Genomic DNA, 21,285 nt, shown 5'->3' with positions numbered 1-21,285 from the left:
TACTGAGCATACAGAATGATGCATATTCACCTCAAAGATAGGGTTTTTCAGCATTTTTATTCTCAAAAATCAAAAATACACTGATCTATTTTGACTCTAGCCTTTGCCATCAAACTGTCATCTAAATCTGTTTAGCTTGGGCGAAAATAAATCATTTCAAAAAATGCTATGCCTAAATACTTTGCTTACTACCGCTGGCCTTTATTATGTGTAGCGACTGCCTGTAGCTTATCCCTGTGGTTGTTTATCTTACTTGGACAGAGCAAGTCGTTTGCTGAATGGAACTGGGTCGATATTTTAGGTGAAGGGGGAGCAACTGTTTTTATTGGTATTTGGATTTTCTTTATTATTAAAAGCCGTCCTTTGGGCCGTGTAACTAACTATATCTTTTATGGACTGTGTTTTATTTTTTTCCATATGTGGATGGACAGCTTAGATGAGTTTATTCGCCTACCTAAAGAAATCATGTGGGATGCATGGCTTGAGTCCATTCCTTTTCCAATTGGACTGTGCCTATTTACCATCGGGATTTATTTTTGGCATCAAGAAGAACTGGCGATTTCTAAACACATGCAAAAACGAGAACGTATTTATCGGGATCACCGTTTATTCGATGCACTCACCCCTTTGGCCGATGCGCATTACTTTAAAACACAGCTAAAAGCTGCAATTGAGCAAAACTTGCATGAACCCAGCGACATGTCCGTCATATTGTTAGATATGCATAATTTTAATCAGATTAATCAAACACATGGTTTTGATGAAGGCACATCTATTTTACAGCATGTTTCACAATTGATTAGCTTAAACTTACGACCACAAGACCTGCTCTGCCGCTTCGCAGGAGATCGTTTTATTATGCTGTTACCAGAGACGAAGCTACAACAGGCTGAAAAAATGGCAGCTCAGCTTGAGCGCATGCTTATGGTCAGTGCTTATTATCAACGTGATTTGTCCGTGCATATTCCTTTAAAAGCACTCACGACCTGCTGTTCAGTCGGGCAATACCAAACTGCTCAGCAACTTTTGAGTGCCTTAAATCAGCAATTGCTCCAAGTGAAGCAATACTACTCACCAAAGCGAGTCACCGTATGAGCTTTGAATGCGACTACAGCTACATTCCTGCGCATCATCAATTGTCTATTTTAATTGATTTAGCAGTCAGCCATGAAGTCGAACATCACGTCCTACTCAGTGGTAGCGGTATTTTCTTGGAAGATATCTTTTCAGGGCAAAAGCTGATTAGCCAGCAACAGTTACAACAGGTTTTAACAAATGCAGAGCAGTGTTTTCGCAATCAGGACATCAGTTTTTTATTCGGTCAACGCAGCCTAACCACCCCCTTTAATGACGCCATTAAATCCATGCTGTATGCATCGACCTTTGATGAGGCGCTTAGCCGTTATTTAACATTTTCCGCATCTGTTTCACCGTGGTTATGCCCTCGACTCATGTATAGTCAAAGCCATATTCATATTTATTGGTTAGATGAAAACAAGCTTGAAAATCGCTTTTTAATCGAAAGCGCAATGAGTGCAATACAAGCATTTAGCCGTCAACTGTATCAAACCAAGTTAGCGTGGAAATTCGAATTTAATTTTTCTGAACCGGATTATATTGAACAATATTGGACGCATTTAGGCAGTGCTTTAGAATTTAATCGCCCGATCAACATGATGAGCCTGCCTCGTGACTTGGTCCATGAAAAACTTCCCAATGCCTCTTCGACCTTAGCTTCAATCAGTTATCAATATGCGCTGAAAGAAATGACAGCTCAAAATATTCAACAGAGTTTTTTGCTCAGTTTGCACCAATATTTAATGCAGAATATTCAAAATAATATTCAACTTGAACAAACCGCTGACTATTTTCAAATGAGTTCTGCCACCTTAAAACGTAAACTGAAAAAGCATCAGACCCATTTTCAGGCGCAACTCGATCAAAGTCGTTTGCATACTGCCATCATTTTATATCGTGTACATGGTTTTAAAACTGAACAGATTTCTCAGTATTTACAAATTAACGATGCCACTAATTTTCGACGTGCGTTTAAGCGGTGGAGTGGTTTAACCGTACAAGCGGCACAGTCCTAAGCGCTTATTTTTCCCAAAAAAATCACGGGTATTTCTATTGTAACGTCGAAATTAAAAGTCAAAAACTCATCGGCTAATCACTAAAGTCCGCATAGTCACGTTCGCTGTATTTTTCTGTTTGTGTCCAAGGTGTAGCAACATGTTGGCCAATTTTGCGCACGGTAAAGGTTTTGGCATAGCCTGAGGTCGGTTTGAGCAATTCATATTTTTGAACCAGTTGATCCTGTTCACTCCATATAATATTCAACGTTTGCCCAGCACTGCGTATTTGATAATGCGCTAACTTCGGATCACGTTGAATCAATTGTGCTCGCTTTAAAATGTCAGGATGAATCAAACTATATTCACAGCGCCAACAGTTTTTCATCCCTAGCATTTCTTGATCGACATCCTGCAATTGCACCCGCATTTTTTCATCTGGCAAAATATAAAAACGCTGAAACGGACTTTCTACGTTTGCTTGCCCGACTACATCTTTGCGCTGCATCCACTGAATTGCACTGTCAAAACTCACATGCTCATGGGTGTCTGTTTTGGCAGACACATGAGTGTTGCTATGTGTCTGGGCTTCGTCAGCATGCGTTTGTGTGTTTAAACGTTCAATCCAAATATTTTGCTCATCTCGAATTATTTTCTCACTGTATTTTTGAATGGTCGTGACCCCATTGGCATTCAACCGTTCAATCTGATAATCAATACGATATTCATCGGCCGACCATACCCATGGACTGAGCACACTTAAAGAGAACGCCACAAACAACGTTTTGAGTTTTAAAGGTCGTATTAATGTTGTATCCATTAAAATCCAAACGCCTTTTTCAATTGCTCAAATACCCATGTATTTTCTTGTGTGCCTTTGAATAGGTTTGAATTCTTTCCTTCAGCAAACAGCATCACATCTCCACCACCATGCGTTTCGCTTTTCGTCAGTTGTACCCCGACTTCTTGTTTATAGTCGTCAGCAAAGGCTTGCTCGTTGCTAATACTGTCACGAATATCTAAACGTTTACCCGTACCATTTCCAAAAACAAGCGTCGTTCCTGTTGCCCCATTTACATCGCGGTATGGATTATGTACTTGGCCATCAGCCAGCACTTTGCTGTAAGCATTTTGCTCTTTTGCAATATTATAATCATAGCTCAGCCCCAAAATACCTGGATTAGTTTCCGTCGTTTGACCCGTTCGTGCGGCATAACCATTAAAGGTCATCACATGGTCATGGTCTGCCGTCACTACAATCAAGGTATTGCTCAAATCCACTTTATCCAGTGCAGTTTGAATTGCATCATTAAATGCCTTGGTTTCCTGCAATGCCCGTTTGGCATTATTGGCATGTAGCGCATGGTCAATACGCCCACCCTCAACCATCAAGAAATAGCCTTGTCCATGACTCTGTGCTTGCAGTGCATCAATCGCTTTACTGGTCATCGCCGCCAGACTCGGTTCAGTCTCTATATTCTTCTTGAGTCGGTCCAAATCAAAATTTAAATGCGACTGTGTGGAGAATACGCCGAAAATTTTCTGAGTATTGACCGTCTGTGCCAAATCACTTTGGCTTAAAACGGTTTGATAACCCTGCTGTTTAAACTCTGCCAATAAATCACGACCATCCAAGCGCCCTTTGGGGTTAGAGACTGCATCATAAGGCGTCCAATGATTTAAGCCGCCTCCCATAAGGACATTAATGCCATCCAATAAGTTTGGATTATAAGCTTTACCTTTTGGAACAGCTTGAAGCGCGATATCGTATTGCGCATCACGGTGACAGATATGTGCATAGGTTGCCGCAGGTGTGGCATGGGTGAGTTCGGTCGTCGTCACTACGCCAACCGCTTTACCCTGCTTTTTTGCCAGTTCTAAAATACTTAACGCAGGCATCCCTGCGACCATACTACTGCCCTGTTCTGGACAACGGTTGATGGCTTTCGCTAAGCTTTTGCCATTCGGCAATTTTCCTTCTTCAGGTTCGACCGCAACCGTTCCTGTTGTCATGGCAATCACTTCATTTTTATTTTTCTGCCCAGTCATATAGGCGCCCATAGAGGGAGCGCTATCTGTGGTTTGACCATCCTCAGAATAGGTTTTAATCCGTGCTGCGTGCTTCATGCGGTCCATGGCCAGTTTGCCATTTTCCCCCACAGCATAAATACGACTTGCCGTCACTGTGGTTGGCCCCATGCCATCGCCTAAAAAGAATATAACGCTTTTCGTTGGTGTAACTGTGGTGTCCGCAGCATACAAAGCACTTGAAGAAATCGACGCTGTAAGCAGAAGCATCATGTATGGGAGGGTTTTTAAAGTATGTTTCATGTAATATCCCTCTGCTATAAGCCTGTGATCTTACGAATGAGGTGATTGACCTCAATATTTTCAAGGCTACCTGAGAACTGATCGGCTCCCTGACCAATCGCACCTAAAAACACATCTGCACCGCCATGCGTTTCTTTATCTTTATAGCCCGTTTGAATCACAGCTTCTTGTTGGAAATCATCCGCAGCAGTGCCCGTACACCAACCCGTTTCAGCCAAAGGATAGGTGAAACTATATTTTTCACCTTGTGGTGCCTTTGGCCCTTGTACAGGATGACAGACATCAGTGTCTTTTAAGTTCAGTACCAAGTCATCCATACGGTTTTGAGTGGGGCGTTTTTTGCCCGTACCAAAACCGATAATCGGATAAGGTTGACCATGAATATCTTGAGCAAAGCCCGCTTGATCATAGTTTTTTACCAATCCAAGCACACTGGTTTCCTTACCTTCGACGTATTTTCCTGTACGCTTGGCATAACCATTTAAAACCAAGGTGTGATCATGGTCGGCTGTGATTACAATCAGTGTATTTTTAAGTTCAGGATCACTTTGTTTAAGCTTTTGAATGGTTGCTTCTAAAGCATCATTTAAGGCAATCGTGTCTTGTAAAGCACGTTTGGCATTGGTGTCATGCAGCGCATGATCTATACGCCCGCCCTCCACCATCAGGAAAAAACCTTTTTTATTTTGCGTCAGGATGTCTAAAGCAGACAGCGTCATTTGCTTGAGACTCGGCTCTGCCAAGTTTTTCTTGGTGCGATCCAAGTCGTAATTTAAATGGCTGTGATTAAATAAACCCAATAATTTTTCATTTTTCGCCAGTTGCACTTGGGACAGTTGGTTTTCATCAAAAACCACGCGGTAGCCTGCCTTTTGCATCTCGGTAATTAGATTGCGCCCATCAGTACGTTCTCCACCTGCATCTTTAGGCAAAAATTGACGCTTACCTCCACCTAAAACCACATCGACTCCATCTTTGAGTTTGAGGTTATAGCGTTGATAATCATCGCCTTTTGAACTCGGGACCAACTGTGATGCAATGTCATTTTCAGCATCACGGTGGCATATATGCGCATAAGTCGATGCTGGTGTGGCATGCGTGATCCGCGTTGTGGTCACAACCCCTGTCCCCCAGCCCTTTGCTTTGGCTAACTCAAGTAAAGTCTGTGTGTTTTGCTTATTTTTGTTTTGTGGGTTACTAGCGCACTGGTTATTCCCTACTGAGTCAGGTTCAACCGCAATTGTCCCTGTCTGCATCGAGATCACCTCGTTTTTCATCTTCACACCGGTCATGTACGCACCCATCGAAGGTGCGCTGTCCGTGACTTGCACATCTTCAGAAAAGGTACGAACAAAAGCAGACTCAGGCAGCCGATCAATCGCCAACTGACCATCTTCACCAACAACATAAATACGTGAAGCGGTAAGCGTGGTGATGCCCATACCATCACCCAAAAAAAAGATCACACGTTTCGGTTGTTGGACTTTTTCTTGTTGGAGCTGTTGCTCGGTATTGGCTTGTTGATTTCGCGTTATCTTAGTAGTTTGACAAGCGGTAAGCAATAAAGCGCTGAAACTTATACATACCACGCTGATTGTTTTTAATTGGAATTTTTCAAGAGAACCGAGCATGGCATCAACCCATCTAAAGATGGCTGAACCATACACTTCGGATATTTAAATCCGATGACATTTAAGCATCAATATTAATCGTCAAATTTGTAACGCAATCCAACGTCTTTATTCTCATTTGACAATAGTTATTATTTACTTTTTGGTAAAATTCAATCAAAATCCCCAGCCTTCTACAAACCAATCTTTTGAATTACTGCTAAAAATGAAATAGTTAAGCTTTTTTATAACGTATCTTATTAACTTTATGCACTTTTTTACAATAACCACCAATCTCGGGGATCTTAAATGAAACGCTCTTCCATGTTACTTGCTATGGGGCTCTTGATAACCACTCTTTCAGGCTGTGCTACATCACGCGGACTGATTCAAGTTCCTGCGCCTAATACTTCAGCATCCTCTCATCTAAGAAAGCAATTATCGCGCTGGTCGAAGATAATAGAACATTCCAAGACAAACCCACCACACCTGATATTCCGTCTTTAAAGGATGGTTTAGCCAAAGCAACTGCTGAAGAAAAAGCGAAAGCTGTTGCGCGTAAAAGAAATGGCTACGGAAAAGCATTAGGCGATATTCTTTTAGAAAAAGAGACCGTGTCTGAGTTATTACAAAAACGTACAGCTCATGCACTTAAACAATCAGGTTATGAAGTCATTGCAGACAATCAACTCAATCGAGCAAATGCCGATCTAATCCTCACCATTAAAATTAATAAATTTTGGTCATGGTTCCAGCCTGGATTTGCATCAATCAAAATTCACTCAGAAATAGATACAAATGTCGTGAATGCGAAAGACTTGAATACAGCCCCTCTCCACATTTATAGCAAGGTGACAAAATCAGCTCAAATTGCCAATGGTACGAAATGGGTAGAAAACATTGATGGGGTGCTTGATGATTATGAAACTAAATTAATTTCTGCATTGCCAAAAGCAAATCCGTAAATAGCTATAAAGTAAAAAAAGCCCTCTGTAGAGGGCCTTAAAAGCTAACGAATGCTATACGTTACAACATGGGCCATTCTTTAATGCCCCATGTTTTTTTAACCACAAATAAAGATAGGTACTACCACTTATGACTATAAGAAACTTTTAACGTTGCTCCATTTGCTACTAAGTTACTTGTGTTGTCACCAGATCTTAGCAATTGGCTATAAAGTGGGTAATATTTTCGGTTAAACATATTTTCTAAACCAATAGTTACAGTATCTTTTTTGTTAAGCGCAAAACTACTGATTAAGTCGGCCGTTGTATAAGATTTCACATCATAACGACCAAAACCGTTTACGCCATTCAATCTGTAGTCCTTCGCACCAAAGTAAGTTGCCTGTAGTCTATTCGTCCAAGTATCAGTTGGACTATAAGAGATGTAACCAGTCAATTTTAATGGTGGGATTCTAAAGCCCGTCATATCTTGTTCTTTATTCGTGTGTTGTGGAGTTTCAGGACCTTTCATCCACGTTACACTCCCCCCAGTCCCCCAAACATTAACATCATCAATGTAGTCAATAGTTGCTTCAACACCAGAAACTTTCTCTTTTGTTCTAGCAAGAACCAATCCATTGTTAAAAGATTGAACACCTCCAAGGTCAGAGGTTGAATGGAATACAGCAAAACTAGATGAGATATTTTTAAAATCACCCTTCCAGCCAAGCTCATAATTATCAACTTTTACAGGTTCTAAAAATGATGAAGCAAGGTTAAAACCGACTCCAGCATTACGTATAACTAAACCAACATCAGGAAGTTGAAAGCCTTGATTAAAAGAGCCGTATATCGAATGTTGATCAGTTGGAGAGAAAGTAACATTTGCATTATATAACCATGCATCAGCTTTAACTTTACCCCCTTGGACTGTATAAGGGTTTGGTTTACCTAACTGAGATAATGGGATGAAACTATCGATTTCAGCGTAACTATCTTCATAACGAGTTCCAATCTCAGCAGCCCATTGGTCATTAAATTGATGCTTAAATTGAACAAATCCGCCAAGACTTTGCGTTGTGAGCTCAGGCAAATAAATAAGATTCCCAATTTTAACAAACTCGATACCACCGGACTGATCATAAATTTGAGGGTCAAAAATATCCAAGGGCATCTCGCTCTTTTCACGACTAAAGTCACCGCCCCAAACTACAGTTGTATCACCCAAGAATTCAAGTGGAGTTGAGACTGTTAAGCGACTACCTAGGACATTATTTTCTTGGTAAATTTGATCTACTTGTTTTCCACGATTGGCATTACCGCGAGCATCAAATGGTGAGAAGCGAGTAAAGAAGTCTCGATAGTAAAGTTGTGCATCAACTTTATTTCCTAATAGATCTTTATTGATATAGGTCAAATTATAGATTTGATTTTCATTTTTATTTTGATCTTTTAATTTTAAACCTTTAATTGCTTGAGCAGGTACACTACCAAGAGGATATTTTTTTGTGCTCGTATCAGCTGCATAATCAGAATCTTGTTCTGCATTATAGTAATTCGCTGCGAGCTGTAGGTATTGATTGTCATCAATATGATAGCCAATTTTACCCCCTATGCTATAGGCATCAGCATCATAAAGATCACCTTGACTGGGTTCTGGAGCAACTCTATCACCACTGGCATCATATGGACTACCAATACGTTGATAGCCAAAGTCCAATGCATAGTCAAAATTATCCAAACTTCCCGTAAGATATTGGTGAATATCCCCACTTAATGCATCTGTACGGAAATTAGTTAAAGGGCTTTGTAAGCCAATAACAGTTTTAGCTGTAGGTTCTCCACCAGCAGCTTTAGTTGTTATAGATATAATCCCGCCTGCTGCACCACTACCGTAAATGGCGTTGCTTCCTCGAATAACTTCAATATTTTGAATACTTTCCGGATCAATAGAAGAAAGACCTCTAGAAGTATCACGCGTTAAATTCATCGGAACACCATCAACTAAGATAAGTGCATTTCGTCCACGTAACGTTTGTCCATAATCTGTAATTGTACGACTTGAATCAGATAAGCCAGGCACAGCTTTAGCTAAAACAGTTGCAATATTCCCTGAAGAACCATTTTTTAAAAGTTCAATTTGTTTTTCATCTAACTTTGTCACTTGTTTTGATTTTTCTTGGACTTCATCAGCACGTGAGGCAGTGAATGTCATTGTTTCTAACTGTTGTACAGTATTTTCTGATGGAGAAACCTTTTCTGAGTTCTCTGCAAAACTCGAATTAGAAATGAAAATTACCCCTGTTGTTGCCAATATTGGGAAAAGTTTTTTAGACATAGATATTGAAGAGGGTTTTTTCATAATTTGTAAATAGCAATAAGAATTGTTATCAAAATAATTCTTGTCTACTTTACAGTCAATTTTTTTATCAAATAACTTTAAATTATTTATTGTAAATAAATAATTTAAAGAAAAAAATATTCAGCTATTTTGATACGTAATTTTCTAATATTGAAGTAACTACCCTAATTTACTTTCTTCAATTTCAAATATCGAAAACGATTTATAAGAAAGCAGATGCTTTTGCTTAAATGAATCGGCAATGAGTAAACTCTAAATCTCAAAAAACAGTTTAATTCACCTTTTTTTATTAAATTTTACAAATAAATTTAGTAGGCAAATGGTAGGCTGAAAACATTAAAAAGTAGGCATATGGTAGGCACATTATTTATACTTCTGAACAATATGGTATTTTTTCATAGAGTTTTGTATTTTTTTGTTTAAATACAAATATTTATTTCACCTTATTATATATTTAAACTCTGTTTAATATTGTCTCATCTCGCCAAAAACAAGATTTCCCTTTAAATAACGCTTTTATTGGACTATTAAATCTTTATCGAACCATCTTTCGACTTCATTTGTCCATAAAACAAAGCTAACCAGCCCTCAATTTTTAAGAGTTTCAAAACGAAAAACCTGACTTAGCTGAATACTGCATCAGGTTCATTCACATGATTTAATTTTTTAGCAAATCGATCCAATAATATGCTCTGCGTGACAGGTCACTCCCTGCTGAGTTATCAACTGAATTACCCCGCTTTGATGTGCAAGTACAGGGACTTCCATTTTCATGGCTTCCATAATCGCCACCACTTGCCCCTCTGCGACCTGCTCCCCGTTTTCTACCTTCCAAGCGCTAATTACGCCATTGATTGGAGCAAGTAAGTGTTCGGCACTCACTGCTGTTTCTGTAGCTAGTTGGTCTTGAGCAGTGATTGTAGGATTTTGCGCAAACATACCCGCAGGTAAGCCTAAACGATGTAATTTCCCATCAATTTCAATATAGCTGAGTAACATCGGCTGTTGATGATTCGGAATACTGCGTTTCGTTGGCTTTAAGTCCTGTTTAAAATCATTTTCAATCCAACGAGTATGGACATTAAATATGTCGGTAAAATCAGCTTCATTTAATACAGCACGGTGAAAGTCTAAAACCGAAGCAACCCCTTCAATTTTAAATTGCTTCAGCGCACGTTTAGCCCGAGCGATCGCAATTTCACGGGTTGGGCCTGTGATAATCAGTTTTGCCATGAGCGAATCAAAATGACTCGACACCAACGAGCCTGTACGAACACCTGTGTCTACGCGTACGCCCTGACCAAACGGTGCTTCAAATAAACTCAATACACCAAATGCAGGAATGAAGCCACGAGCAGGGTCTTCAGCATTGATACGAAACTCAATGGCATGCCCTTGTACTTTCGGGGTTTCTTTGATTGAAAGTTCATGACCTTGAGCCACACGAATTTGCTCGACCACCAAATCGACTTTGGCCGTTTCTTCAGTAACAGGATGTTCCACCTGCAAGCGGGTATTAACCTCTAAAAATGAAAGCTTTCCATCACGGCTCAGCAAATATTCAACTGTACCCGCACCGACATAGTTGGCTGCCTGACATATATTTTTAGCCGAAGTTAAAATTTCTTCATAAATTGCATCACTGATAAAAGGCGCTGGCGCTTCTTCAATCAGCTTCTGATTACGACGCTGTAGTGAACAATCGCGTGTACCTAAAACCACTACATTGCCATGTTGATCGGCAATCACTTGCGCTTCGACATGGCGTGGTTGATCTAAGTATTGCTCAACAAAACACTCACCGCGGCCAAAGGCAGCTTGCGCTTCACGTACAGCCGAATCATACAGCTCTTTTACATCTTCCAGTTTCCAAACGACTTTTAAACCGCGACCACCACCACCAAACGCGGCTTTAATCGCAATAGGTAAACCAAACTGCTTTGCAAACTCGAGGGCTTCATCAGCATTATTTAAGGGGTCTTGTGTTCCTTGAACTAAAGGTGCACCCACTGAAGCGGCTATCTTACGTGCTTCAATTTTATCACCCAATTTTTCAATGGCGCTTGGCGATGGCCCTACCCACTTTAAGCCTGCATCAATCACTGCCTGTGCAAATTCAGCACGTTCAGATAAAAAGCCATAACCCGGATGAACCATGGTCGCTTTGGATTTTTTAGCAACCTCAAGAATGGCTGGAATATTTAAATAGGTTTCACGTGCAGTTGCACCCGCTAAACCCCATGCTTCATCCGCCAGTTCGACATGCATACTATCAATATCGTCATCGGCATATAACGCAACTGAACTAATACCCATATCACGGCAAGCATGAATAATACGAACGGCAATTTCACCACGGTTTGCAATTAATAATTTTTCAGTAGTCATCATTCATTCTCAAAATCTGTAAATTCGGTCATTTTTTTAAATTTGATTTGGCACCCTGCTGGAATCTGTGCCACCAAGTCCCAATGGTGCTTCGCCACAGCCGCTATAACGGGGTAGCCACCAGTTAAAGGATGGTCATTCATAAACAATACAGGCTGTCCACTGGGTGGAATCTGTAAGGCACCAATACAAGTGCCTTCACTTTCCAACTCATGAGTAATTTTGCGTTGCAATGGTTGTTCACCTGAAAGCCTCAGTCCAACTCGATTGCTTTCATTGGTCACAAGCCAAGCTTGCTGACATAAGCGCTCAATGCTCTCCGCTTCGAACCAATCCGTTCGCGGTCCCATCACAATGTCGAGCTCAACCACATCGCCGACTTTGGGCAAGTGTAACTTCGCAATTTCGGTATTACTGATATTTGAAACTTCAACCTGTCCTTGATAAACCATATCCCCCATTTTTAGAGGTTCTGGTCCCAATATGGCCAAACTATCAAATGAGGCGCTATTCAGCACAGGCTGCACGTCGATACCACCACGAACCGCCAGATAATTCCTCAGTCCAGCCGTCGGCGCTTGAATCTGAAATTCATCACCTTCATCAAGGGCAATCGCTTGATAACTCTCAAAGTCAGCCTTTTGGCCATCACTAAATTTCACGTGGAGGTTTGAAATTGCTCCCGTAACCGAAATGACTGCGGACTGATGCATTTTGGCTTTCAAACCACCATTTAAAACTTCAATTACAGGCGTCGGAGTTGGGTTACCAACAATTCGATTTGCACTGTGCATCGCTGATACATCCATCGCCCCTGCAACACCAACCCCTATCTTGGTCTGGTTAAAACGCCCTTCATCTTGAATCAGCATCTGTAGGCTCGGTGCAGTTACCGTAAATAAAGGCATGGATTGTTTGGGCTCAACTGTACGAGTGACTTGCTGTGCTACGCTAACCGTGGTCGGTTGATGTGTGACATCTTCAAAATGGACCGTCATCCCCGGTAACAATAGCGCTGGATTTTTACGCTCCAAATCCCACATTTTTTCAGCAGTCGTACCGATCAGCTGCCAGCCGCCCGGACTATCTTTCGGGTAAATCCCTGAATATTGTCCTGCCAGTCCCAAAGAACCCGACGGTATTTTTTTACGTGGCACAGCTAAACGAGGAATATCTGTAAAAGGTCGATCGGGACTGCTCATATAAGCAAAGCCCGGTGCAAAACCGATAAAAGCCACATTCCAAACACTTTGACGATGCTTCAAAATCACATCAGCAATTGAAAGCCCTTGTAACTCTGCAACCTGAGCAAGATCTTCGCCCGTATAGCAGATAGGAATAATCAATTCTTGGGCATTACGCTCACCGCCTGAACCAATTTTTACAGTCTGAATTGAAGCAACCAGTGTTTTAAAGGTGGTCTCGATTTCATTAAAAAATACCAAAATCGTTTTTGCAGCAGGGACTAAGTCTTTAATTCCATTCAATTGCATCGTGTGCAATTTATTGTACAACGCCAATGTTTCCTCTAAGCTGGCAAGCTCTATAAGAAAACAATCCGCGTTTACCGATAAAAAACGCATGTGCCTATCCTTTTTAATTGTTCTTTCCTGCCGCTTAACCTATCCATGCACGATCAGGAATGTCGGTAATGAACATATGACCGGGTGCATGGCTTATGGCAAAAGGAATTTTTGAGTTCATCACCGCCGCTTGTGGGGTTACACCACAAGCCCAAAACACAGGAATTTCCCCAGCCTCAATACGTGAAGCATCACCAAAGTCTGGCTGATTCACATCACGAATGCCTAAACCTTCAGGATGTCCAATATGTACAGGCGCACCATGCACACTTGGCATCCGTGCTGTAATTTTAACGGCATCCGCGATTTGATGGGATGGAATTGGGCGCATAGACACCACCATGTTGCCCGAAATACGACCCGCAGGCTGACATTGAATATTACTCAAATACATCGGTACATTGGTCTGATCATAGATATGACGAACTTCAATGCCCGCCTCCTGCAGTGCTGTTTCAAAAGAGAAACTACAGCCAATTAGAAATGTTACCAAGTCAGGATGCGCATTATAAATGTCACTCGCATCCGTTACTTCATCGACCATTTCACCCTCTTTCCAGATGCGATAACGTGGAAAGTCGGTGCGTATATCTGAGTTCTCTGCCAGTCTTGTGGCATAAACACCTTCCTCTAGCACGTCTAAAACAGGACAGCTTTGCGGATTGCGATGTGCATACAGTAGAAAATCATAAGCCCAATCTTTAGGTACCGAAATCATATTGACCTGCGTCATGCCCGCAGCCATACCCGCCGTTGGTTTGTCAAAGCCTGCACGGATTTTTAAACGTGCGGCTAAAGCGGCTTCAAGCTGCGCTGAATCGACTCGGATATCCTTATACATTGCGTACTTCCTGAGGCTTTAAGACAAAGGGACGAATTTCAATATGATGATTTAGCAGTTCAGCTTTAATCGCAGCCGACATCTCTAAAGCACCCGCGGTGTCACCATGTAAGCAAATCGTGTCCGCTTGAATCGGGGTAAATACACCATCAATCGAATCAACGCCGCCATTTTTCAACATAGACACCACACGGCGTGCCACCAAGGCTGAGTCATGTAAAACAGCCCCGTCCAAACGTCGTGAAACCAATGAGCCATCACTGTTATAAGCACGGTCTGCAAATGCCTCAGATACAACCTTTAAGCCTGCTGCACGTGCTTGCTCAACCAAGTGGGAACCTGCCAGTGCCACCAAAACCAGTTCTGGGTTATACATCTTGATAGCATCAATCACCGCAGCGGCTTGAGCGTGGTCGTGTGCAATGGTGTTATACAGTGCACCATGTGGTTTCACATATTGCACTTGAGAACCAGCCACTTTAGCTAGACCATCCAGTGCAGAAATTTGATACAACACATCGGCAATCAGCTCATCACGTGACACATCCATATTGCGACGACCAAAACCGACGAGGTCTGGATAAGATACATGCGCGCCAATCGCGACATTTAATTCAACAGCCTTACGCAGTGTTTTTAAAATCCCCAGCGGATCTCCTGCATGAAAGCCACATGCAATATTGGCACTCGTCACCACGGGTAGAATTTGGTCATCATTGCCCATTTTCCATGAACCAAAACTTTCACCTAAGTCACTATTTAAATCTACAAACATGGCTTGATTCCTTTATCACTTCACCGTCTACTGGCTTAAAGTTTGGTTAAATAATTAAAGACTGTGGTAAAGGACATATAGCCCATCCACCATGTCAACATACATGTGAGTACACCCAAAATAAGTAACCATTTTGGATAGTTATAATTCCCCATCATATCTTTACGGCAAGCGGCAACATAAACAAAAATAGTCAAACCGATTGGCAGTACCAAGCCATTAAAGCCACCAACAAAGATCAATAATCCAGCCGGTGTCGCGCCCAGTACGACATACAGCAATAAAGCTAAAGAGATAAATGTAATGGTGATGTAATTGGTTTGTTTTGGACTCAGGTTTTTCTTAAATGCAGTAAAGAATGAAACCGAAGTATAAGCGGCACCAATGGTACTACTGATCCCTGCTGCCCAGAAAATCAGACCAAATAATTTATAACCGAAAGTCCCTGCGGCATATTGAAAAGCTTGTGCTGCTGGATTGGCATCATGGCTGGCTAAATCAATGCTTGCACCACTCACCACTACACCCAAGAAAGCTAAAAACAGCACATAACGCATGATGCCTACAACCACAATACCTTTGGTTGCAGCTCTTGCGACTTCATCAATATTTTCAGGGCCAACCGCGCCTTTATCCAGTAAACGATGGGCGCCTGCATAGCAGATATAGCCACCGACCGTTCCACCAACAATTGTAGTGATAATGGCAAAATCAATCTGGTCGGGTGCAAACGTTTGATGAACAGCTTGGCCCACAGGTGGCATCACAATGACGGCAACAATGATAATCAAGATGATTTTGAGCAACCCCAAAACGATCATGCTTTTATCCATGGCCAGCGTGGCTTTTCTTGAAGCAAAAATTAAAATGGCCAAAGCACCACTTAAAATGCCGCCCCATTTAGTGTCCAAACCAAATAATGCATTGAGACCTAAAGCCGCGCCTGCAATATTACCAATACTGAAGAAGAAGCCACCCAAAATGACCAGAAAAGCCAGTAAGTAACCACTGCCCGGCAAGGCTTTGTTGGCAATATCCGAGGCACGCATTTGCGTCAGTGTTACAACACGCCAAATATTTTGCTGAACCACATAATCAATCAAAATAGACACGAGAATGGCAAAGCCAAACGCAGCACCCAATTTCACAGTAAAGACCGCGGTTTGAGTGAGAAAACCAGGTCCCATTGCGGAGGTCGCCATCATGAAGATTGAAGCAACAATGGCCCATTGGCGATCTGATAAAAAAGAAGATTTTAATAAAGACATATTTAATGCGTTCCTCGTCCATTTGAGCTTAATAACGCTATTTTCAAGTTGAACCAAGAACATCATTTTGCTTACAAATTCTGTTCTTAAATCCCTTTAACTGACAAAGATTCCCTGTTGCCCAACCAAAGCCATGGCGGATCAAATCTTCTATTTGAAATAAGAACATAGGCAAGCGCGATGAACAATACGACTTTTTACATCCATTATTAAAACTAAATAACTGTATTTTATTATTTTTTATTTATTAAAAGTCTAATGATAAATTTTACTTATCACGCACGATAAGCTGCTTTTATAGTTTTTCAAACAAATTACGTATTGAGATAAAGTAACATCACTTGTAAAAAAGCTGTGTGCGCCTCAATTATTTTTTAATTTTCTCAAGCAATCTTTTCATTGCGCTTTCAGAAACAGTGACTGCAACATCGGTTAGTTTCTCTTTCAAGGCAGCATCATTTCCTTGCATATAAATCGAGGTGAAATGAAAGGTTTTGAGTTGGATCGGTGTATTTAAAATCTCTAAACGACCATCTGTAATTTCCTTTAAGGCCGTTAAGGTCGGCACAACGGCGATCCCTAAACCTTGCTCCGCAAGACGCAATAAGGTCGCAAGCGAATAACTGGTAATAGACAGCGGCTCATCCAGTGCCTGCTCTTTCATTTTGGCCTTGAGCTCTTTATAGGGATAGGTAATTTTCGGGTAGGTTAAAATGGTATGAGACATCAATGCCTTAAATGACATTTGACCCACACCACCTTTGAAAGATGGGGCTGCCAAAAAACTCAGTTCAAAGTCACACAGCGCCTGCTCTACACACTCAAAAGCCAAAGTCGGCCCCAACAAAAAGGCCATGTCCAAATCCCCTGTACGCACACCCTCTTGCAAATTTGGAGTCAAATCCACCACAATTTCCACAGAAACTTTAGGAAACTCTTTTTGTACTTTCTCGATATATTCAACCAACCATGTATAAACGATCGTCTCAGAAACACCTAAACGAATTGTTCCTGTGAGGTGTTGGTTTTCAGTCAGCTCAGCCACCAAATCGGTTTCCAAACGCATAAACTTTTCAGCATATTTAAACAGAGTCATGCCTTTATGAGTGGGTTTAAGCTGTCGAAAACTGCGATCGAGAACTTTAAAACCTAAATCATTTTCAAGAGAGGTGATTTTTTGTGAAACGGCAGGCTGAGTCGTTTGTAATTTTGTGGCAGCCTTATTGAAACTATTTAAAGTCACCACCCAATAAAATGCTTCTAGATTTTTTAAATTCACCCTGAACCCTACCTTTACTCCATCCCGCTTATAGTACGGCAGTTGCCACTATTTTTTAAGTTGCTGTTTTATATAATTTCAAAATGACTCACAAGATGACGCTCATTCAAGCGCTATGCCTTGCCCAAACACATCTATTTTGCGTCTTTTACAACCTTACTCGGTCTAACCGGATCAAGGCTCTTTAAATCAAGTTGAATCAAAAAAGACGCTTGTAAAAAGCAATATTTATTCACGCTGAGCTTCATTCCAGCACGAATCATCATAAAAAAAGCACCTTTGTTAAAAAGATGCTTTTTTAAACTCAACTGAAAAGGGAGTGTAAAAATCTAAAAGCGCTTATTTACTCTTCTGTAAACGTAAAGCATTTAAGACTACGGACAATGAGCTCAATGACATCGCCACCGCAGCGAACATTGGGGTGAGCAATAACCCTGTTAATGGATAGAAAATTCCTGCTGCCACAGGTACACCCAAACCGTTATACACAAAAGAAAAAGCAAGGTTTTGTTTCATATTACGCACACCCAGTTTCGCCATATGCAGGGCATCGGCTGCACCACGAATATCACCTTTAACCAAGGTCACTTGCGCGGTTTGTTTAGCGATATCAGTTCCGTTCCCCATGGCAATTCCGACATTGGCTTGTGCTAAGGCTGGTGCATCGTTAATGCCATCTCCCGCCATCGCCACAATTTTACCTTGAGCCTGATATTTCTTCACGATGTCCAGTTTTTCTGTTGGTGTACAGTTACCATAGACTTGTTGAATACCCAATTCCTTAGCCACCAACTGGGCATTTTGTTCGTGGTCACCTGTTGCCATGACCACTTCAATACCATCATCAATCAGCTGCTGAATGACTTGCTGAGCATTGGCTTTAATCGCATCGTGAATAGCAATATAAGCCAGCACTTCTTGGCTATTACTTAAGAAACTAATCACATTCCCAGTCGCACGCTGCTGGTTCAACTGGCTTTGCAAAGCATCATCTAAGGTGATGCCGAGTTGCTCAAGCAGCTTTTGGCTACCAATATAGAGGGTTTGCTCGCCAATCTGACCTTTGACACCAAAGCCAGTCACATCCTCAAAGTCTGCCACTTTAAGCAATTGCTGTGCAGGCACAATTTGCGTCAAAGTCTGTGCAATCGGGTGACTTGAATATTGCTCAATCGAAGCAATCCACTGTTCCGCTTGCGCTTGGTTCACATTTGGGCTGAGCAACTGAATTTCTTTAAGGCTTGGTTTACCTTCCGTCAGAGTCCCTGTTTTATCGACAATCAGGGTATTCACTTTACTTAAAGCTTCAATCGCCTCTGCATCTTTAAATAATACCCCTTTTTGTGCCGCACGCCCTGTAGTGGCCATCACGGACATTGGCGTCGCTAAACCCAGCGCACATGGGCAGGCAATAATCAGGACCGCCACCGCACACATCAGTGCCAGATCAAATTGCGCACCACCAAACACCATCCAAGCAGCAAAGGTCAGTACACTAATCAGTAACACCACAATCACAAAATACTTGGCAAACACATCGGCCAAACGTTGTAACGGTGCTTTAGAGCGCTGTGCTTCTGCCACTGTCTGAATCATTTTCGCCAAAGTGGTATTCGCCCCGACCGCCGTGGTTTGAATACGAATACTGCCTTGTTGATTGACCGTACCGCCAATCACCGTGTCATGCATTTGCTTTTTCACAGGCACAGGTTCACCGGTCATCATGGCTTCATCGACATAGGTTTTACCTTCAACCACCACACCATCCAGTGGAATCTGCTCGCCCGAGGAAATCTGTAAAATATCGCCTTGTTTGACCATGCCGATATCCACTTCTACCACTTGATCGTTTTGAACCAACTTGGCCGTGTTAGCTTGCAGTTTCAGTAAGGCTTTGAGTGAATCTGCGGTCTTGGCACGCGCTTTCAGCTCCATGATTTGCCCGAGCAAGCTTAAAGATACGATCATACAAGCTGCTTCAAAGTACACTGCAACGCCATGCCCTGTTTTGGCTTCCATTGGAATCACACTTGGGAAAATCGTTGCCACCACACTATAAATATAGGCTGCCAAGACCCCAACACCAATGAGGCTCCACATATTTAAGTTGCGGGTTTTATACGAGGTCCAGCAACGCTCAATAAACGGTTTACCCGCCCATAGCACTACAGGAGTCGCGAGGACCAACTCAATCCACGGCTGAATATGCGGTGAAATGAAACTGTGAATATGTGAACCCATCGCCAGTACAAACACGATCAACGTCAGCGGTAAGGTCATCCAAAAGCGATGGCTAAAATCCACCAATTCAGGGTTCGGCGCATCATCTAAAGTCGGTTGCATCGGCTCTAGTGCCATACCACAAATCGGACACGTCCCCGGTCCCTTTTGTACAATTTCAGGGTCCATCGGACAGGTATAGTCCATATCCGCAGCGCCTTCAGGCACAGGACGCTGATCGGGTGGAATTAGATAAAACTCAGGATCCCCTTTAAACTTATCTAAGCAGGACGGATTACAGAAATAATAAGTCTGTTGCTGATAATCCGTTTTTAACTCTGTATTCGGATCGACTGACATGCCACAGACAGGATCAATAAACTCAGCTGACGCCGATTGAGTACTGTGTTCATGTTGATGTTTCCCACCACCACAGCAGCTACTTTTGGCAGCTTCTACTTTCGGCTTGGGTGCACAGCAACTGGATTTGCTGTCTGCTTCTATTTGCGGTTTGGGCGCACAACAGGACGTTTTTTCCTCAGCCACTTTCGAGGTCGAACCACAACAACCTGAGGCTTTAACTACAGAATCTGAACGTTCAGCCTTTACATAAGCCTCTGGGGTTGCAATAAACTTTTGCAAACATTTTTCACTACAAAAATAATAGTTCTGCCTCTGCCATTCAGTATGTGGTTTAGTTAAATCTGTTACGGTCATACCGCATACAGGATCAATAAATGTGGTCTTCTCTGTATCTGACACAGCTTTTGATCCGCAACCACAGCCCTTAGATGCAACTAATGTGCCTTCCTCTTTAGCCTGAGATGAAGCATCGCTTATATCTGTTTTCGGTTTACTGCAACAAGTGCTTGCTTGTTTTTCTGAGCTTAAGTAAGCCTCTGGGTTAGCGGCAAATTTCTTTAAACAGCCTGAGCAACAAAACAAATAACGAACTGATTGATGCTCATACACATGAGGAGAGTCCTCTGCGACCGTCATCCCACAGACAGGATCGATATTCACCACCATCGGCGCTAATTTCTGTTTGGAACAGCAAGACGTTTTGTGTTGCTCACTCATTCTGACTCACCTTTTATTTTTTGATTGTGTTAGCATAAAGTCTGTACCTAGGTACTGAGTCAAGCCTTTTGGAGATTATTTTATGCTCACTATCGGCAAGCTGGCAAAACACTGTCAGGTAAATGTGGAAACCATTCGTTATTATCAACGGATCGGTCTGATGCGTATTCCTGAAACCACACAAAACTATCGCTATTATAGTCAGCAAGATATTGAAACTTTAAGCTTTATACAAAAAGGCAAAGATGCGGGCTTACAGCTCAGTGAAATTCAAGATTTGCTGCATTTGCAGTTGGATGACCGTGAAAAAGTCCGTGAAGTGATTCAACAACGGCTGGAAAAGATTGATCAACGGATTCAAGAGCTGAATGCTTTGAAACAACGCCTTTCAATCTGGGTGGATGAATGTAAAACCACCACCGACAGTTGCTGCCCAATTTTGCAAGAGCTAAAAAAAGGTTCAACGATTGCCCCATAAACAGATACCATCTTTGAAATTTGACGATCATTTTCACACACACCTTTTCGATTC

Annotated in this window: 14 protein-coding genes and 2 pseudogenes; 4 read left to right on the top strand and 12 right to left on the bottom strand. The window is 41.9% G+C overall.

The genetic code is table 11. The features are described 5' to 3' along the window. The first annotated feature begins 168 nt into the window (after nucleotides 1-168). Together AC4CVD_RS05405 and AC4CVD_RS05400 are read left to right on the top strand one after the other, a co-directional pair. Nucleotides 169-1,095, top strand: a complete 927-nt coding sequence (locus AC4CVD_RS05405; RefSeq protein ID WP_131276292.1) for a diguanylate cyclase domain-containing protein — start codon at nucleotides 169-171, stop codon at nucleotides 1,093-1,095. Beyond that, nucleotides 1,092-2,093 carry a helix-turn-helix transcriptional regulator gene (locus AC4CVD_RS05400; RefSeq protein ID WP_490752332.1) on the top strand — a complete coding sequence of 334 codons (1,002 nt, stop codon included), beginning with the start codon at nucleotides 1,092-1,094 and terminating at the stop codon, nucleotides 2,091-2,093. Before AC4CVD_RS05405 ends, AC4CVD_RS05400 begins: the two co-directional genes overlap by 4 nt. Before the next feature lie 73 nt (nucleotides 2,094-2,166). On the opposite strand, the gene AC4CVD_RS05395 is transcribed toward AC4CVD_RS05400, so the two are convergent. From AC4CVD_RS05395 to AC4CVD_RS05385, 3 genes are read right to left on the bottom strand one after another with little or no spacing between them, the layout of a single operon-like run. Then, nucleotides 2,167-2,892: a hypothetical protein gene (locus AC4CVD_RS05395; RefSeq protein WP_490752330.1), complete on the bottom strand. Its 726-nt coding sequence runs from the start codon at nucleotides 2,890-2,892 to the stop codon at nucleotides 2,167-2,169. Then, the gene (locus AC4CVD_RS05390; protein WP_490752328.1) at nucleotides 2,892-4,403 is read right to left on the bottom strand and encodes an alkaline phosphatase; all 1,512 of its coding nucleotides are present in this window, start codon (nucleotides 4,401-4,403) and stop codon (nucleotides 2,892-2,894) included. Before AC4CVD_RS05390 ends, AC4CVD_RS05395 begins: the two co-directional genes overlap by 1 nt. Before the next feature lie 14 nt (nucleotides 4,404-4,417). Beyond that, on the bottom strand, nucleotides 4,418-6,034 hold the full coding sequence (locus AC4CVD_RS05385) for an alkaline phosphatase (protein ID WP_490752326.1): 1,617 nt from the start codon (nucleotides 6,032-6,034) through the stop codon (nucleotides 4,418-4,420). Between the two features lie 303 nt (nucleotides 6,035-6,337). Here AC4CVD_RS05385 and AC4CVD_RS05380 point away from each other — a divergent pair. Beyond that, nucleotides 6,338-6,978: pseudogene (locus AC4CVD_RS05380) on the top strand (YajG family lipoprotein). A gap of 121 nt (nucleotides 6,979-7,099) precedes the next feature. On the opposite strand, the gene AC4CVD_RS05375 reads toward AC4CVD_RS05380, so the two are convergent. The 9 genes and pseudogenes from AC4CVD_RS05375 to AC4CVD_RS05335 all read right to left on the bottom strand — a co-directional run bounded on the left by AC4CVD_RS05375 (nucleotide 7,100) and on the right by AC4CVD_RS05335 (nucleotide 20,753). After that, entirely contained in the window at nucleotides 7,100-9,319 is a 2,220-nt protein-coding gene (locus AC4CVD_RS05375; RefSeq protein WP_490752324.1) for a TonB-dependent receptor, read from the bottom strand. 666 nt (nucleotides 9,320-9,985) lie between these two features. Further along, on the bottom strand, nucleotides 9,986-11,707 hold the full coding sequence (locus AC4CVD_RS05370) for an acetyl/propionyl/methylcrotonyl-CoA carboxylase subunit alpha (RefSeq protein ID WP_490753489.1): 1,722 nt from the start codon (nucleotides 11,705-11,707) through the stop codon (nucleotides 9,986-9,988). After that, complete coding sequence (locus AC4CVD_RS05365) at nucleotides 11,707-13,290, bottom strand: 5-oxoprolinase subunit B/C family protein (protein WP_490752322.1); 1,584 nt, start codon at nucleotides 13,288-13,290, stop codon at nucleotides 11,707-11,709. The genes AC4CVD_RS05370 and AC4CVD_RS05365 overlap by 1 nt, the downstream gene beginning before the upstream one ends. Nucleotides 13,291-13,324: 34 nt before the next feature. After that, nucleotides 13,325-14,131 carry a putative hydro-lyase gene (locus tag AC4CVD_RS05360; protein WP_490752320.1) on the bottom strand — a complete coding sequence of 269 codons (807 nt, stop codon included), beginning with the start codon at nucleotides 14,129-14,131 and terminating at the stop codon, nucleotides 13,325-13,327. Next, nucleotides 14,124-14,906 (bottom strand): LamB/YcsF family protein, encoded by a 783-nt coding sequence (locus AC4CVD_RS05355; RefSeq protein WP_490752318.1) that lies wholly within the window; start codon nucleotides 14,904-14,906, stop codon nucleotides 14,124-14,126. The genes AC4CVD_RS05360 and AC4CVD_RS05355 overlap by 8 nt, the downstream gene beginning before the upstream one ends. Before the next feature lie 35 nt (nucleotides 14,907-14,941). Further along, nucleotides 14,942-16,196: pseudogene (locus tag AC4CVD_RS05350) on the bottom strand (NRAMP family divalent metal transporter). A gap of 345 nt (nucleotides 16,197-16,541) precedes the next feature. Further along, the gene (gene mumR / locus AC4CVD_RS05345) at nucleotides 16,542-17,453 is read right to left on the bottom strand and encodes a LysR family transcriptional regulator MumR (RefSeq protein WP_004694273.1); all 912 of its coding nucleotides are present in this window, start codon (nucleotides 17,451-17,453) and stop codon (nucleotides 16,542-16,544) included. Nucleotides 17,454-17,587: 134 nt separating this feature from the next. Continuing rightward, entirely contained in the window at nucleotides 17,588-17,719 is a 132-nt protein-coding gene (locus tag AC4CVD_RS05340) for a hypothetical protein (RefSeq protein WP_265936943.1), read from the bottom strand. Nucleotides 17,720-17,792: 73 nt separating this feature from the next. Continuing rightward, on the bottom strand, nucleotides 17,793-20,753 hold the full coding sequence (locus AC4CVD_RS05335) for a heavy metal translocating P-type ATPase (RefSeq protein WP_490752315.1): 2,961 nt from the start codon (nucleotides 20,751-20,753) through the stop codon (nucleotides 17,793-17,795). An 82-nt stretch (nucleotides 20,754-20,835) separates the two neighbouring features. On the opposite strand from AC4CVD_RS05335, the gene AC4CVD_RS05330 reads away from it, so the two are divergent. Further along, entirely contained in the window at nucleotides 20,836-21,231 is a 396-nt protein-coding gene (locus AC4CVD_RS05330) for a MerR family transcriptional regulator (protein ID WP_039889744.1), read from the top strand. Nucleotides 21,232-21,285: the final 54 nt, after the last annotated feature.

Source organism: Acinetobacter sp. LipI_23 (assembly GCF_058243045.1).
This window is presented reverse-complemented; position numbering and strand designations above follow the sequence as displayed.